General features: G+C 38.3%; 12 protein-coding genes. 11 read left to right on the top strand and 1 reads right to left on the bottom strand.

Annotated features, from left to right (window positions below; genetic code table 11):
* Positions 1-23: 23 nt before the first annotated feature.
* From ilvC to yihA, 11 genes are all read left to right on the top strand, one after another.
* The gene (gene ilvC, locus EPL02_RS18155) at positions 24-1,049 is read left to right on the top strand and encodes a ketol-acid reductoisomerase (RefSeq protein WP_094911818.1); all 1,026 of its coding nucleotides are present in this window, start codon (positions 24-26) and stop codon (positions 1,047-1,049) included.
* Entirely contained in the window at positions 1,036-2,568 is a 1,533-nt protein-coding gene (locus tag EPL02_RS18150) for a 2-isopropylmalate synthase (protein WP_131888355.1), read from the top strand. The genes ilvC and EPL02_RS18150 overlap by 14 nt, the downstream gene beginning before the upstream one ends.
* Before the next feature lie 27 nt (positions 2,569-2,595).
* Positions 2,596-3,705 (top strand): 3-isopropylmalate dehydrogenase, encoded by a 1,110-nt coding sequence (gene leuB / locus EPL02_RS18145; protein WP_094911816.1) that lies wholly within the window; start codon positions 2,596-2,598, stop codon positions 3,703-3,705.
* A gap of 59 nt (positions 3,706-3,764) precedes the next feature.
* Entirely contained in the window at positions 3,765-5,180 is a 1,416-nt protein-coding gene (gene leuC / locus EPL02_RS18140; protein WP_131888354.1) for a 3-isopropylmalate dehydratase large subunit, read from the top strand.
* An 11-nt stretch (positions 5,181-5,191) separates the two neighbouring features.
* Positions 5,192-5,785: a 3-isopropylmalate dehydratase small subunit gene (gene leuD / locus EPL02_RS18135; protein ID WP_094911812.1), complete on the top strand. Its 594-nt coding sequence runs from the start codon at positions 5,192-5,194 to the stop codon at positions 5,783-5,785.
* A 101-nt stretch (positions 5,786-5,886) separates the two neighbouring features.
* Positions 5,887-6,891, top strand: a complete 1,005-nt coding sequence (locus tag EPL02_RS18130) for a tetratricopeptide repeat protein (RefSeq protein WP_094911810.1) — start codon at positions 5,887-5,889, stop codon at positions 6,889-6,891.
* A gap of 208 nt (positions 6,892-7,099) precedes the next feature.
* On the top strand, positions 7,100-8,386 hold the full coding sequence (gene tig, locus EPL02_RS18125; protein ID WP_094911808.1) for a trigger factor: 1,287 nt from the start codon (positions 7,100-7,102) through the stop codon (positions 8,384-8,386).
* A gap of 374 nt (positions 8,387-8,760) precedes the next feature.
* The gene (clpX, locus tag EPL02_RS18120; RefSeq protein WP_025908562.1) at positions 8,761-10,026 is read left to right on the top strand and encodes an ATP-dependent protease ATP-binding subunit ClpX; all 1,266 of its coding nucleotides are present in this window, start codon (positions 8,761-8,763) and stop codon (positions 10,024-10,026) included.
* 144 nt (positions 10,027-10,170) lie between these two features.
* Positions 10,171-11,838 (top strand): ATP-dependent protease LonB, encoded by a 1,668-nt coding sequence (gene lonB, locus EPL02_RS18115; protein WP_094911807.1) that lies wholly within the window; start codon positions 10,171-10,173, stop codon positions 11,836-11,838.
* Positions 11,839-12,099: 261 nt separating this feature from the next.
* Positions 12,100-14,424: an endopeptidase La gene (gene lon, locus EPL02_RS18110; RefSeq protein WP_094911806.1), complete on the top strand. Its 2,325-nt coding sequence runs from the start codon at positions 12,100-12,102 to the stop codon at positions 14,422-14,424.
* The gene (yihA, locus tag EPL02_RS18105; protein WP_094911804.1) at positions 14,421-15,008 is read left to right on the top strand and encodes a ribosome biogenesis GTP-binding protein YihA/YsxC; all 588 of its coding nucleotides are present in this window, start codon (positions 14,421-14,423) and stop codon (positions 15,006-15,008) included. Before lon ends, yihA begins: the two co-directional genes overlap by 4 nt.
* A 55-nt stretch (positions 15,009-15,063) precedes the next feature.
* On the opposite strand, the gene EPL02_RS18100 is transcribed toward yihA, so the two are convergent.
* Entirely contained in the window at positions 15,064-15,549 is a 486-nt protein-coding gene (locus EPL02_RS18100) for a LiaF transmembrane domain-containing protein (protein WP_094911803.1), read from the bottom strand.
* Positions 15,550-15,681 lie beyond the last annotated feature (132 nt).

Genomic DNA, 15,681 nt, shown 5'->3' with positions numbered 1-15,681 from the left:
AAAACAAAGAGGAGAGATTTATTATGACAAAAGTATATTATAACGGTGACGCAAAGGATCAATTTTTACAAGGTAAAACAGTAGCAATCGTAGGATACGGTTCACAAGGTCACGCTCATGCACAAAACTTACGTGATAGCGGAGTAAACGTAGTTGTTGGTTTAAGAAAAGGTAAATCATGGGATCAGGCTGAACAAGATGGATTCACAGTTCTTTCAGTAAAAGAAGCTGTACAACAATCTGAAGTTGTGATGGTCTTATTACCGGATGAGCATCAACCAAAAGTATATAATGAAGAAATTTTACCAGGATTAAAACCAGGAAAATCATTAGTATTTGCACATGGTTTTAACATCCACTTCAACCAAATCGTTGCTCCTGAATTTGTAGATGTATTCTTAGTAGCTCCTAAGGGACCAGGACATCTTGTGAGAAGAACATACGAAGAAGGTGCCGGTGTACCAGCTCTATTTGCTGTATTCCAAGACGTAACTGGTGAGGCAAAAGAAATTGCGTTAGCATACGCAAAAGCAATCGGATCAGCTCGTGCAGGCGTATTAGAAACAACATTTAAAGAAGAAACAGAGACAGATTTATTCGGTGAACAAGCAGTTCTTTGCGGTGGCTTAACATCATTAGTAAAGGCAGGTTTTGAAACACTTGTAGAAGCAGGTTACCAGCCAGAAGTTGCATACTTCGAGTGTTTACATGAATTAAAATTAATCGTTGACCTTATGTATGAAGGTGGATTAGCAGGAATGAGATACTCAATTTCTGATACGGCTCAATGGGGTGACTTTGTATCAGGTCCACGCGTTGTAGATGAGCGTTCAAAAGAACAAATGAAAAAAGTGCTTGAAGACATCCAAACAGGTAAATTTGCTAAAGGATGGATCTTAGAAAACCAAGCAAATCGTCCAGAATTTACAGCAATCAATAACAATGAAAATGAGCATTTAATTGAAAAAGTTGGTGCACAGCTACGTGAAATGATGCCATTTGTAAAAAAACAAAAGAAAGAAGCGGTGGTCGCTAGTGCAAAAAATTAACCTATTTGACACGACGCTAAGAGACGGGGAACAATCACCAGGAGTTAATCTAAACCTACAAGAAAAGCTTGAGATTGCAAAACAATTAGAGCGCTTAGGTATTGATGTAATCGAAGCAGGTTTCCCAGCTTCTTCAAAAGGCGATTTTCAATCGGTGAAGGAAATTGCGTCGACTGTCAAACATTCTTCTGTAACAGGCCTTGCGAGGTCTGTTACACAGGATATTGACATCGCTTGGGAAGCTTTAAAAAGCAGTGCTGAACCAAGGCTGCACGTATTTATTGCTACTTCTCCAATTCACTTGGAACATAAGTTGAAAAAGACACCAGAGCAAGTGTTAGAAACAGCAGTTGAAATGGTGAAATACGCAGCGAAAAAATTTCCGATTGTTCAATGGTCTGCTGAAGATGCATGCCGAAGCGAATTACCGTTTCTAGCACAGATTGTAGAAGCTGTCATTGACGCAGGGGCTAAGGTTGTTAATATCCCGGATACGGTTGGTTATACAACGCCGGCTCACTATGGATCTGTATTTCAATATTTAAAAGAAAATGTTTCAAACATTGATAAAGTATCATTGTCTGCTCACTGTCATGATGATTTAGGCTTAGCTGTAGCTAATTCACTTGCTGCAATTGAAGCAGGAGCAACACAAATTGAAGGTACAATCAATGGGATTGGTGAGCGTGCTGGAAATGCGGCTTTAGAAGAAGTTGCGCTTGCTTTAAACATTCGCAAAGATTTCTATCAAGCTCAGTCAGGCCTAGTTTTACCAGAAATTAAGCGAACAAGTGACTTAATTAGTAAGCTAACTGGCATGACGATTGCACCTAATAAAGCAATTGTAGGTAAAAATGCTTTTGCTCACGAATCTGGTATTCACCAAGATGGCGTCTTGAAAAATCCACTAACATACGAAATTATTTCGCCAGAGCTTGTTGGAGTGAAACAAAATCCAATTGTGCTTGGGAAGCATTCTGGAAGACATGCATTCCGTACACGCTTAGTAGAGTTAGGGTTTGTTCTAGAAGATGAGCAAGCAAACGTTCTATTTGAAAAGTTTAAGGACTTAGCAGATAAAAAGAAAGACATCACAGACGATGACTTGTTTGCATTAGTAGTGCACAAGCAAGTTAACGATGATGTTGAATATAAGCTAGAGGGACTTCAAGTGCAGTATGGTATTAATAATATTCCAACGGCTACAATCACGCTTCAACGTAAGAATGGAGATGTTGTTCAAGAAGCAGCAACGGGATCAGGAAGCGTTGAGGCGATTTACAATACGCTGGCACGTTGTTTAGAACAAGATGTAAAGCTGTTAGATTATCGCTTACAGTCCATTAATGGTGGTCCGGATGCGCTGGCAGAAGTATTTGTTAAAGTACAAAGTGGCGGTGTTGAAGTAAGTGGAAGAGGTGTAGCGTTTGATGTACTAGAGTCATCGGCAAAAGCCTATATTAACGCAATTAATCGCCTATTTGCTATTAAGCAGCACCGTATTGAGCAAGAAGTGTAATACGTAAACAAGAAGGGAGAGACTATCATGACAAAAAAGGTAGCTGTGTTACCTGGAGACGGAGTTGGGAAAGAAGTTACAAAAGGTGCGATTGATGTATTAAACGCCATCGGTCAACGCTTTAACCATCAGTTTGAATTTAGCTATGGGTTAATTGGAGGAGCTGCTATCGATGCAGAAGGAGTACCACTTCCAGCAAGTACAGTAGCAGTTTGTAAAGAAGCGGATGCAGTATTGCTTGGTGCTGTAGGTGGTCCTAAGTGGGATGCTGTTCCTACACACCTCCGTCCAGAGCGAGGCTTATTAGCAATTCGTAAAGAACTGGACCTTTATGCTAACTTACGTCCAGTTACTTATTATGATAGTTTAGCAGATTCTTCTCCTTTGAAAAAAGAATATATTCAGGATGTTGATTTCATTATCGTACGTGAACTAACAGGCGGTTTATATTTTGGAAAACCAAGCGAACGCCGCACAAATGGCAACGAAGAAGCCGTTGTAGATACGCTATATTATAAGCGCGAAGAAATTGAGCGCATCATTCGTCAAGCATTTGAAACAGCAAAGGTTCGTCGTCAAAAAGTTACGTCTGTTGACAAAGCGAATGTATTGGAGTCAAGTCGTTTATGGCGTGAAGTCGCTGAAGAAGTATCAGAAGATTATCCGGACATTGAGCTTGAACATATGCTAGTAGATTCAGCAGCAATGCAGCTTATCCGCAACCCAAAACATTTTGACGTAGTAGTTACTGAAAACATGTTTGGAGATATTTTAAGTGATGAAGCGTCGATGCTAGCTGGATCTTTAGGGATGTTACCATCTGCTAGTTTGACATTAAACGGACCTTCTCTTTATGAACCTGTTCATGGCTCAGCACCAGATATTGCCGGGCAAAATAAAGCCAATCCAATCGCAGCTATTTTATCAGCAGCGATGATGCTAAGACATTCATTTGGCTTTGAAGAAGAAGCCAAGGCAGTGGAACAAGCGGTAGAACATGTATTAAACGCTGGTCATCGTACAGCAGATTTAGCGAACGGATCGCATTATTTATCAACTGAAAAAATGGTCGAAGCAATTGTAGATACGATTGCTGATGACTCTGCAATTATTAACATTATGACGGCTTATAGTTAATCATGCGTTTCTCACCTTTGTGTGAGAAACGTTTTTCATAACTGGAAAGGAGGAGCAAGATGAAAGCAAAGAACATTATTGAGAAACTATGGGAACAGCATGTAGTACGCCAAGAAGAGGGGAAGCCGGATTTATTATACATTGACCTTCATCTTATTCACGAAGTAACGTCACCTCAAGCATTTGAAGGCTTACGTGTTGCTGGACGAAAAGTAAGGCAACCTAATTTGACGTTTGCAACGATGGATCACAATATTCCAACTGTTGACCGTTTCAACATCAAAGATCCAATTGCAAAAAAACAAGTTGATACATTATCTGCAAACTGTGCTGAGTTCGGCGTGAGGTTGTTAGACTTAACGAATGAAGAACAAGGAATCGTTCATATTATTGGACCAGAATTAGGCTTAACGCAGCCTGGAAAGACAATAGTATGTGGGGATAGCCATACATCTACCCACGGAGCGTTTGGGGCATTAGCATTTGGTATTGGTACGAGTGAAGTTGAGCACGTGTTAGCTACTCAAACACTTTGGCAAGCAAAGCCGAAAACGATTCAAGTAAAAGTAAATGGCCAAAAGAAAACCGGTGTATTTGCAAAAGATATCGTTCTAGCAATTATTCAGAAATTTGGTGTGAACTTCGGAACAGGATCTATCATTGAATTCACGGGGGGTTGTATTAAGCAGCTTTCGATGGAAGAGCGTATGACCATTTGTAACATGTCCATTGAAGCGGGAGCAAAAGCAGGCTTAATCAGCCCTGATGAAGTAACTTTTTCTTATATTAAAGGAAGAGAATATGCACCAAAAGGTGAAAAGTTCGCTGAAGCAGTTGAAAAGTGGAAAGCGTTAGCTTCTGATGAAGGAGCAGAATACGATCAAACGCTAGAAATTGATGCAAATGAAATTGAGCCTGTTGTGACATGGGGAACAAACCCTGCAATGAGTTCGTACATTAGTAAAACAGTTCCTACATTCGAATCGTGTAACACGGATTCAGAACGCAAATCATTGGAAAGAGCCCTAGACTACATGGGGTTAACTCCAGGTATGGCAATTGAAGATATTCCAATTCAACACGTGTTTATTGGTTCCTGTACGAACGCTCGCTTATCGGATCTGCGTGATGCAGCTTCTTTTATAAAAGGAAAGAAAGTATCACCGAATGTGCGAGCGATGGTTGTACCAGGTTCTCAGAAAATCAAGCGTATTGCTGAAGAGGAAGGCATTGCTAAAACGTTTGTTGAAGCCGGATTTGAATGGCGCGATTCAGGGTGTAGCATGTGTTTAGGAATGAACTCAGATTTAGTTCCTCAAGGGGAACACTGTGCTTCCACGTCAAACCGTAACTTTGAAGGACGTCAAGGTAAAGGGGCACGAACACACCTTGTTAGTCCGGTAATGGCAGCGGCAGCAGCAGTATATGGTCACTTTGTAGACGTTCGTAAATTACAAGAAGAAGCTGTGAGATAAGGAGAGGTAACATGAATGCATTTACAGTTGAAACAGGAAAAGTAGCCGGGATGGACCGCTCTAACGTCGATACAGATCAAATTATTCCAAAGCAGTTCTTAAAGCGCATTGAGCGTACTGGCTTTGGAAAATATTTATTTTTTGATTGGCGATATAATGAAGATGGAGTAACACCAAATCCTAGCTTTGAGCTAAATGCGCCTGAAAATGAAGGAGCAACAATCTTAGTTGCAAATGAAAACTTCGGGTGTGGTTCTTCACGTGAACATGCACCGTGGGCATTGTTAGATTACGGCTTTAGAGCTATTGTAGCGCCATCCTTTGCAGATATCTTTCAACAAAACTGTCTGAAAAATGGAATTCTGCCAATTACATTACCGGTTGAAGATGTTGAGTATCTATTGAAGGAGTCCAAAGCAGCTGATTATAACTGCACAATTGATTTACATCAGCAAACAATTTCAGATAAAGCTGGATTCAAACGAACGTTTGACATTAATAGCCATTGGAAATATATGCTTGTAAATGGGTTTGATGAAATTGGTTATACATTGTCGTTTGACTCTGACATTGATCAGTATGAACACAATACCGTTCGTTATTGAAAAAAGCTGGGCAAAGTTACGTCTTTGCTCGGCTCTTTTTTGCGTTCTATTAGACAACTTGCTAAACTGTATAGCAAGTAAATGTGAAGTGAGGAGAGAATATGACAGAGCAAAAGCGAGATAATGTAATTGCGTTTCCTCATTTGCAAGAGCGTTTAGTAGAAAAAGCGAAAGAATATCTACAGCATAAGCGCTTTAATGAGGCTCTGAATTTATTTGAGCAAGCATATGGAATAGACCAAGAACACCGAGACGTATTGTTCGGGCTAGCTGTATGCTATTTAGAACTAGGTGAGGTCGAAACAGCTAAAACGATTTGTAAAAAGATGTTATATGAAGACATCGGACATTACTATGATAATCTACAAATGCTTTTAATGATTCTTATACAGCTTGGTGAGTATAAAGAAGGTTATGAAACCTTGCAGGCTGTTGTAGAAGAACATGATGTACCTGCTGAGTATCAAGAACAAATTAATCAACTTTTAGCGTTTTGCTTATCAAGAATGAATCAAGAAATGGATATAGAAGGACAAACAGAGCAGGAGCAACTTACACGCTTAAAAGAGTTCTTAAATGAGACGGTCGTTTCAAATCAAATTGATTATTTACATACGCTCCCTCTCCATCGAATGAATCAGTATAGCTTCTTTTTACAAGAGCTATTTACAAATGAATACATTCATCCTATTGTGAAAACTGAGGCTCTTAAAATATTAATGAAGGAGCAGGTTAACTATGACTTTCAAATCAACAAATTTCAGCGTGAGAAAAAAATTAATCCGCTCACTTTACAACAACTAATACCATCTCCTTTAGCCATTCATGTTGAGAAATCCCTGAGGGAAAAGTTGGAACACGAAAATCCCACTATGCTTCAAGCAAGCTTAGAGATTTGGAATCGCTATTTGTATGTTTTATTTCCATTGAATCCGGTTAATGAACATGTAGATATCTGGGTAGAGGCGCTATATGCAGTTGCAAATGAACTATATGGTGAAGAGGTTGATACTGAGCAAATTGCATTAATGCATAACTTCTCTGCTGATGATTTAAAACAAGCTATTAAACACCTAAAGGAAATTGAAGAAATTTCTTTAATATAAAATGAGGTGTTTTGTTGAAACGTCTTTGTTGTATGTTATAATATAATGGTTGTAAAATGCACTTAAACAAGTATAGTAGAATTTCATCTTTACATCACGTTCCTACTTACTTTAAAGTAATAGGGAGTTCGATAGATAATGAAGGAAGCATTGATCTCATTATCAGAGTGAAAATCACTACTTAAAATGATTTTGGAGGGAAATATACATGTCTGCAAAATGGGAAAAACAAGAAGGTAATCAAGGCGTTTTAACAGTAGAAGTTGAAGCTGCTGAATTCGATAAAGCCTTAGATAAAGCATTCACAAAAGTTGTTAAACAAGTAAACGTACCAGGTTTCCGTAAAGGGAAAATGCCACGTCCACTATTTGAAAAACGCTTTGGTGTAGAATCTTTATACCAAGATGCATTAGATATCTTATTACCAGAAGCTTACAGCAACGCTGTTGCCGAAGCTGGTATCGAGCCAGTAGATCGTCCGGAAATTGATGTTGAAACAATCGAAAAAGGACAAGATTTAGTTTTCACTGCTAAAGTAACAGTTAAGCCTGAAGTAAAATTAGGCGAATACAAAAACTTAGAAGTTGAAAAATTAGACGCAACAGTAACTGACGAAGATGTTGAAGCAGAATTAAAATCTCTTCAAGAGCGTCAAGCTGAGCTAGTAGTAAAAGAAGAAGGTGCTATTGCTGAAGGCGATACTGCTGTAATCGACTTTGAAGGATTCGTTGACGGAGAAGCATTCGAAGGTGGAAAAGGTGAGAACTATTCATTAGAAATTGGTTCTAACACATTTATTCCAGGCTTTGAAGAACAATTAGTAGGTTTAGAAGTTGGAGCTGAAAAAGACGTTGAAGTAACGTTCCCAGAAGAGTACCATGCTGAAGAGCTTGCTGGTAAAAAAGCAACTTTCAAAGTGAAAGTACATGAAATTAAAGCAAAAGAATTACCTGCATTAGACGATGAGTTTGCTAAAGATGTAGACGAAGAAGTAGAAACTTTAGAAGCATTAAAAGCAAAAACAAAAGAAAACCTACAAACTGCAAAAACAAATGAAGCTGAATCAGCTCTACGTGATGCATTAGTAGAAAAAGCTGCTGAAAACGCAGAAGTTGAAATTCCAGAAGCAATGTATGCAACTGAAATGGATCGCATGATGCAAGAATTCGAGCAACGCTTACAAATGCAAGGTTTAAACCTTGAGCTATACTTCCAGTTCTCTGGTCAAGATGAAAAAGCTTTACGTGACCAAATGCGTCCAGACGCTGAAAAGCGCGTGAAGATCAACTTAACGTTAGAAGCTATTTCTCAAGCTGAAAATCTTGAAGTAACTGACGAAGAAGTAGAAAAAGAATTAGAGAGCATGGCAGGAATGTACAACATGCCTGTCGAAGAAATTAAGAAAGTGCTTGGCAGTCTTGAAACAGTTAAAGCTGACATGAAGATTCGCAAAGCTGTAGAATTTCTTGTAGAAAACAGCAAAGCTGTAGCATAATAATAGTAAAGAACAAGGCGCGACTTGATCGTGCCTTGTTTTATAACCTTCAAAAGTTTTTTCATACCATAACGACACGCCAGCACGCTGTTTTGTTCAATTGTCAAAAATCCGTAGTTATGAAATTGGCTTAATAAGCTGACAATACATAATAGCCAATCGATGCTTTTCACTCATCAAGTGTTTATACATAAAACGTTTTAGTATCTATTCCGAAAAATGTATGATAAAATGCAATACAAATCTTTTCATACATGGAAAACTCGGTATGATAAAAGGTCATGCTTTTACTAAGAAGAGAAAGAGCAGTTGGCAAATAACTCGGATTAAGTGAGCTTCCAGCACTTTAGTCATTACTATAAGGGGTGAAAATTATGTTTAAATTTAACGATGAAAAAGGGCAACTAAAATGTTCTTTTTGTGGTAAGACACAAGAACAAGTTCGTAAATTAGTTGCTGGTCCAGGTGTTTACATATGTGATGAATGTATCGAGCTTTGCACTGAGATTGTTGAAGAGGAGCTTGGAACAGAAGAAGAAGTAGAGTTTAAAGATGTACCAAAACCAAAAGAAATCTGTGAAATTCTAGATGAGTATGTAATTGGCCAAGATGAAGCGAAAAAGTCTTTGGCTGTAGCTGTTTATAACCATTATAAACGCATTAACTCCAACAGTAAGATTGATGATGTTGAACTAGCTAAAAGTAACATTTCTTTAATTGGTCCAACGGGTAGTGGTAAAACATTACTTGCTCAAACTTTAGCTCGCATTTTAAACGTGCCGTTTGCTATTGCTGATGCGACGTCATTAACAGAAGCTGGTTACGTTGGTGAGGATGTTGAGAACATCTTACTAAAGCTAATTCAAGCTGCTGATTATGATGTAGAGAAGGCAGAAAAAGGCATTATCTATATCGATGAAATTGATAAAGTAGCAAGAAAATCTGAAAACCCATCAATTACGCGTGACGTATCTGGTGAAGGTGTTCAGCAAGCATTGCTTAAAATTCTTGAAGGAACTGTAGCAAGCGTTCCTCCACAAGGTGGACGTAAGCACCCGCATCAAGAATTCATTCAAATTGACACAACAAATATTCTATTTATTTGTGGTGGGGCATTTGATGGTATTGAACCAATTATCAAGCGTCGTTTAGGTAAGAAAGTAATTGGATTCGGTTCAGAAACAAAGCAAGCGGATCTTAACGATAAAGAATTATTATCAAAAGTGCTGCCAGAAGACTTATTAAAATTTGGTTTAATTCCTGAGTTTATCGGTCGTCTACCTGTTACGGCTAGCCTTGTACCTTTAGATGAAGGAGCGCTTGTTGAGATCTTAACAAAGCCAAAAAATGCGCTAGTAAAACAATATCAAAAGCTTCTTGAGCTAGATAATGTTGAGCTAGAGTTTGAAGATGAAGCACTTGTTGAAATTGCTCGTAAAGCAATTGAACGTAAAACAGGTGCACGTGGTCTACGTTCAATTATTGAAGGCATTATGCTAGAAGTAATGTATGATCTGCCTTCCCGTGAAGACATTGTAAAATGTATTATCACTGGAGAAACGGTTCGTGATCAAGTAGCACCTAAGTTTATTCTAGAAGATGGTTCAACCGTTGAACAGGGAAGTAAAACATCTGCTTAATAAATAAGAAGACAGGGCGTTAGTTTTTTAACGCTCTGTCTTTTTTTATTTTATAAAGAATTTTATGCTAAATTTGTTTATTCCACCTGTTGCAAGGAGATAATAACAAATAATTATCTTAACAATTGTTGCAGGAGGTTACTTATGAATTGGACGAATATTGCCTTAATGGTTCAGCTGTTCTTTGGTATCATTATTGGCTTGTACTTTTGGAACTTATTGCGCAATCAGCGCACACAAAAGGTATCAATTGATCGGGAATCAAAAAAAGAAATGGATCAATTGCGAAAAATGCGTGCCATTTCACTAACTGAACCATTAGCAGAAAGAGTTAGGCCGTCAAGTTTTCATGATATCGTGGGACAAGAAGATGGCATTCGTGCTTTAAAGGCCGCGCTATGTGGTCCAAACCCACAGCACGTTATCGTATATGGACCTCCAGGCGTAGGTAAAACGGCAGCAGCTCGTCTTGTATTAGAAGAGGCAAAAAAGAATCAGAAGTCTCCTTTCAAAAAAGGATCAGTATTTGTAGAGCTTGATGCGACGACAGCGCGTTTTGACGAACGAGGAATTGCAGACCCCCTTATTGGATCTGTGCATGACCCTATTTATCAAGGAGCCGGGGCTATGGGACAAGCTGGAATTCCTCAGCCAAAGCAAGGTGCTGTAACGGATGCTCACGGAGGAATCTTATTCATTGATGAAATTGGTGAACTACATCCTATCCAAATGAACAAATTACTAAAGGTATTAGAAGACAGAAAAGTGTTTATGGAAAGTGCGTATTATAGTGAAGAAAATGCACAAATTCCAACTCATATTCACGACATCTTTCAAAATGGACTCCCTGCAGACTTTCGTTTAATTGGGGCCACAACAAGAACACCTAATGAAATTCCGCCAGCCATTCGCTCACGCTGTGTGGAAGTGTTTTTTCGTGAACTTGATCAAGATGAAATCATTAGTGTTGCGAAAAAAGCTGCTCAAAAAGTACAAATGGAAGTAACAGACAAAGGCCTGTCTATGTTGTCTACATATGCTCGCAATGGTCGAGAAACGGTTAATATGATGCAAATTGCAGCTGGATTGGCAATTTCAGAAGATCGTAAAGACATAAAGAATGAAGATATTGAATGGATTATTCATTCGAGTCAGCTAACTCCACGTCACGAGCCGAAGATTCCAGAACAAGAACAAGTAGGACTAATTAATGGATTAGCTGTATATGGACCTAATTCTGGTGCGCTGTTAGAAATTGAAGTAAAAGCAATTAAAGCAAAAGAAAAAGGAAATATCACCATCACAGGTATAGTTGAAGAAGAAAACATTAGTGGGCAAGGAAAATCAGTACGAAGAAAAAGTATGGCAAGAAGTTCAATTGAAAACGTCATTACTGTACTCCGCTCCATGGCTGTTCCTGCCGATGAATATGATATTCATGTGAACTTTCCTGGAGGAGTACCAATTGATGGACCTTCCGCTGGAATTGCCATGGCAACAGGCATTTATTCTGCTATCTATGAAGTGCCAATCAAACATACAGTTGCAATGACTGGAGAAATTGGATTGCATGGAAATGTTAAACCAATTGGAGGCGTCATTCCTAAAATTAAAGCTGCAAAGCAGGCAGGAGTAACTCACGTAATCGTTCCAAAGGAAAATATGAATGGAATGGTAGAACAGATTCGAGGAATTGAAATTTTACCAGTGACTCAACTAGCAGATGTTTTAAATTATGCACTCTTACCAATACAAGATCACGTTGCTCATCTATCAAAAGAAGCTGGGGTGCCAAAGCGTGAATCTATGTAATATTGATAACATTTAGTTGGAAAAATTTTTTTATATGAATATCATTTGCCTTTTTCGCGTATAAAACCTTTATACACGCTTTACGAAAAAGGCTTTTTCTATGTGAAAAAAGATATTGACTTCGCTTTGCATTTCAAAGACTTCACATGGTACAATTAATAATTACTATTATTAGACATGCCAAGTTAAATAGGATAAAATTGAAGCAGAATTTATCCCTTACATACTATGGAATAAACGGGCATTGGAGGTGTTCATTGAATGACGAAAAATGAAACAATTCGCATTCCACTTTTACCTTTACGTGGGCTTATTGTCTATCCAACTATGGTATTACATTTAGATGTTGGAAGAGATAAATCTGTGCAGGCTTTAGAAAAAGCAATGATGGACGACCATTTGGTGTGCTTAGTTTCTCAAAAGGAAATGGGCATCGATGAACCATCGGTTGATGACTTATATAGAATAGGTACTTTAGCAAAGATTAAACAAATGTTAAAGTTGCCAAATGGAACGATGAGAGTATTGGTTGAAGGATTAAACCGTATTAAAGTTAAGGAAGTAGTTGAGGAAGAAGATTGCTTCCTGGCTGATGTAGTGAAATACAATGAAGAACATGAAACAGATGTAGAAGACAAAGCGCTAATGCGCACGCTTTTAGATTACTTTGAACAATACATAAAGCTATCTAAAAAGGTGTCTGTTGAGACATTTTCAACGGTAACAGACATTGAAGAACCGGGCCGCTTAGCCGATATTGTTGCTTCGCATTTGCCAATTAAAATTCAGTTGAAGCAAGAAGTTCTTGAAACTGAAGATGTAAAAGAGCGTTTGAACATGCTCATTTCTTACATTCAAGATGAACAAGAAGTGCTACAACTTGAAAAGAAAATTGGACAGCGCGTGAAAAAATCAATGGAGCGTACTCAAAAAGAATACTATCTTCGTGAACAAATGAAGGCTATTCAAAAAGAGTTAGGTGATAAAGAAGGAAAAGGCGGAGAAGTTGCTACGCTTCGGGAAAAAATTGAAGAAAGTGGTATGCCCGAGCGTGTGATGACGACTGCGTTAAAAGAACTAGATCGATATGAGAAAATCCCTGCTACCTCTGCAGAAAGCTCAGTTATTCGCAATTATATCGATTGGTTACTTACTTTGCCATGGACAAAGGAAACAGAAGATCGTTTAGATATTCATCGTGCAGATAAAATTCTAAATGAAGAGCATTATGGTCTTGAAAAAGTAAAAGAGCGAGTGCTTGAATACTTAGCTGTGCAAAAACTAACGAACTCACTAAAGGGACCAATTCTTTGTTTAGCTGGACCTCCAGGAGTAGGTAAAACGTCTCTGGCACGCTCTATTGCAACAGCATTAAACCGAAACTTTGTCCGCGTATCGCTCGGTGGCGTGCGTGATGAATCTGAAATTCGAGGTCATCGCCGTACATACGTAGGTGCCATGCCTGGACGCATTATTCAAGGAATGAAAAAAGCTGGTACAGTTAACCCTGTCTTTTTATTAGATGAGATTGATAAAATGTCTAACGACTTCCGTGGAGACCCGTCTTCTGCTATGCTTGAGGTCTTAGATCCTGAACAAAATCATAATTTTAGCGATCATTACATTGAAGAAACGTATGATTTATCAAAAGTGATGTTTGTAGCTACTGCTAATAATTTAGCGACGATTCCAGGACCTTTGCGCGACAGAATGGAAATTATTAATATTGCAGGCTATACAGAACTTGAAAAGCTTGAAATTGCTAAACGTCATTTAGTAGTGAGACAGTTAGAAAACCACGGCTTGAAAAAAGCTGACCTTCAAATTCGTGAAGATGCTTTAGTAGCAATCATTCGTCTCTATACGAGAGAAGCGGGTGTTCGTAATCTAGAACGTGAAATTGCGTCTATTTGTCGTAAAGCTGCCCGCATTATCGTATCTGGAGATAAGAAGCGCGTAGTGGTAACTGAGAAGAACTTAGAAGAATTTTTAGGAAAAGCTAGGTTCCGCTATGGGCAAGCTGAATCGGAAAACCAAGTTGGTGTTGCAACTGGATTAGCTTACACAACTGTGGGAGGAGATACGCTTGCAATTGAAGTCAGTCTATCTCCTGGAAAAGGTCGCCTTGTGCTAACCGGAAAACTTGGTGATGTAATGAAGGAATCTGCTCAAGCGGCGTTTAGTTATATTCGCTCAAAAGCCGAAGCGTTAGGAATTGATGAGAAGTTCCATGAAAAATATGATATTCATATTCATGTGCCAGAAGGAGCAGTGCCAAAAGATGGACCTTCGGCTGGAATTACAATTGCAACGGCTTTAACATCAGCTTTAACAGGTAGACCGGTAAGAAGAGAAGTAGGAATGACGGGTGAGATTACGCTCAGAGGTCGTGTCTTACCAATCGGTGGATTAAAGGAAAAATCTTTAAGTGCACATCGTGCTGGACTTACGAAAATCTTAATCCCTCAAGATAATGAGCGTGATATTGAAGATATTCCAGATAGTGTACAAGAACAGTTAGACATCGTACTTGTATCTCATTTAGATCAAGTATTGGAACATGCATTAGTAGGAGAGGTAAAATGAAAGTAACTCAAGCGGAGATTGTTATCAGCGCAGTAAAGCCTGATCAATATCCAAAAGAAAATTTGCCAGAATTTGCTTTGGCTGGTCGATCAAATGTAGGAAAATCATCATTTATTAATAAAATGCTTAATCGTAAAAACTTAGCACGTACATCTTCAAAACCTGGAAAAACACAAACGTTAAATTTTTATTTAATTAATGAAATGATGCATTTCGTTGATGTTCCAGGCTACGGCTTCGCTAAAGTATCTAAGAAAGAGCGTGAAGCATGGGGTAAGATGATTGAAACGTATTTAACGGATCGTGATCAGCTAAAAGCTGTTTTATTAATTATTGATTTACGTCACGCCCCGTCTAAAGATGACGTCATGATGTACAATTTTTTAAAACATTATGGAATTCCCGTAATGGTTATTGCCACAAAAGCGGATAAAATTCCGAAGGGGAAATGGCAAAAGCACTTAAAAGTTGTACGTGATACGTTAGAGCTAGACTCTGAAGATGAATTAATCCTATTTTCATCTGAAACGGGTCAAGGGAAAGACCAGTCTTGGAGATCACTCCAATATCGTATGAATAACTAACAAAAAAGGTTGAAACGAAAAGCGGTAGCTTTTCGTTTCAACCTTTTTACATATATTACTTACGTTTGAAAAATAATAAATATAAGCCAATGAGTAGAAATAGAATAGGCCAAAAGGTGGCTAAATAGTTCACGCCGTTTTCAACCGCCGGAGCAAATTGGTTTAAATTATTCGAAAACATCATAAACAACGCAATGAGTAATAAAAGAATCCCTTGAAATAGGCCAGTTTTACTCTTTTTCGCACTCAGTAAAAAGCTTAGTGCAACCATCAAAACAACCATACTAGTATGTTGAGGCCAAAACGGCAGCCAGTCACTTACATAAAAATGTCCGCCTAATGTAATTAATATGTAGCTTGCTAGTACGTTGGAATAGTCTTGGGAAATCCGACATTGTGCCCAAAGCGCAACGCCAATTAAAACGAGCAGGAGAGGCCAGGTGTATAAATGTTCTGCAATTTTTAAATTAAGCTCGTCTACTAGAAAAAAGATTCCAAATCCAACTAATAAAACTCCGAAAAAAATTGACTGTTTCTTCATCGTAACCTCCTGGTGTGATTAAACAGGAAAAGTGATAAATCACTGCTTTTTTGATACAATTTGTTATGGATAATCGTTAATATCTTAACACATGTTTTCAAAGACTGTTCACATTTTTTTTAAGAACGAGTA

This window comes from Bacillus sp. CBEL-1, assembly GCF_004348885.1.
Classification (GTDB): Bacteria; Bacillota; Bacilli; order Bacillales; family Bacillaceae_H; genus Priestia; species Priestia aryabhattai_A.
This window is presented reverse-complemented; position numbering and strand designations above follow the sequence as displayed.

Coding starts and splice junctions, on each gene's coding strand:
- ilvC (WP_094911818.1), top strand. CDS start 24: ATGACAAAAGTATATTATAACGGTGACGCAAAGGATCAATTTTTACAA.
- leuB (WP_094911816.1), top strand. CDS start 2,596: ATGACAAAAAAGGTAGCTGTGTTACCTGGAGACGGAGTTGGGAAAGAA.
- leuC (WP_131888354.1), top strand. CDS start 3,765: ATGAAAGCAAAGAACATTATTGAGAAACTATGGGAACAGCATGTAGTA.
- leuD (WP_094911812.1), top strand. CDS start 5,192: ATGAATGCATTTACAGTTGAAACAGGAAAAGTAGCCGGGATGGACCGC.
- EPL02_RS18130 (WP_094911810.1), top strand. CDS start 5,887: ATGACAGAGCAAAAGCGAGATAATGTAATTGCGTTTCCTCATTTGCAA.
- tig (WP_094911808.1), top strand. CDS start 7,100: ATGTCTGCAAAATGGGAAAAACAAGAAGGTAATCAAGGCGTTTTAACA.
- clpX (WP_025908562.1), top strand. CDS start 8,761: ATGTTTAAATTTAACGATGAAAAAGGGCAACTAAAATGTTCTTTTTGT.
- lonB (WP_094911807.1), top strand. CDS start 10,171: ATGAATTGGACGAATATTGCCTTAATGGTTCAGCTGTTCTTTGGTATC.
- lon (WP_094911806.1), top strand. CDS start 12,100: ATGACGAAAAATGAAACAATTCGCATTCCACTTTTACCTTTACGTGGG.
- yihA (WP_094911804.1), top strand. CDS start 14,421: ATGAAAGTAACTCAAGCGGAGATTGTTATCAGCGCAGTAAAGCCTGAT.
- EPL02_RS18100 (WP_094911803.1), bottom strand. CDS start 15,549: ATGAAGAAACAGTCAATTTTTTTCGGAGTTTTATTAGTTGGATTTGGA.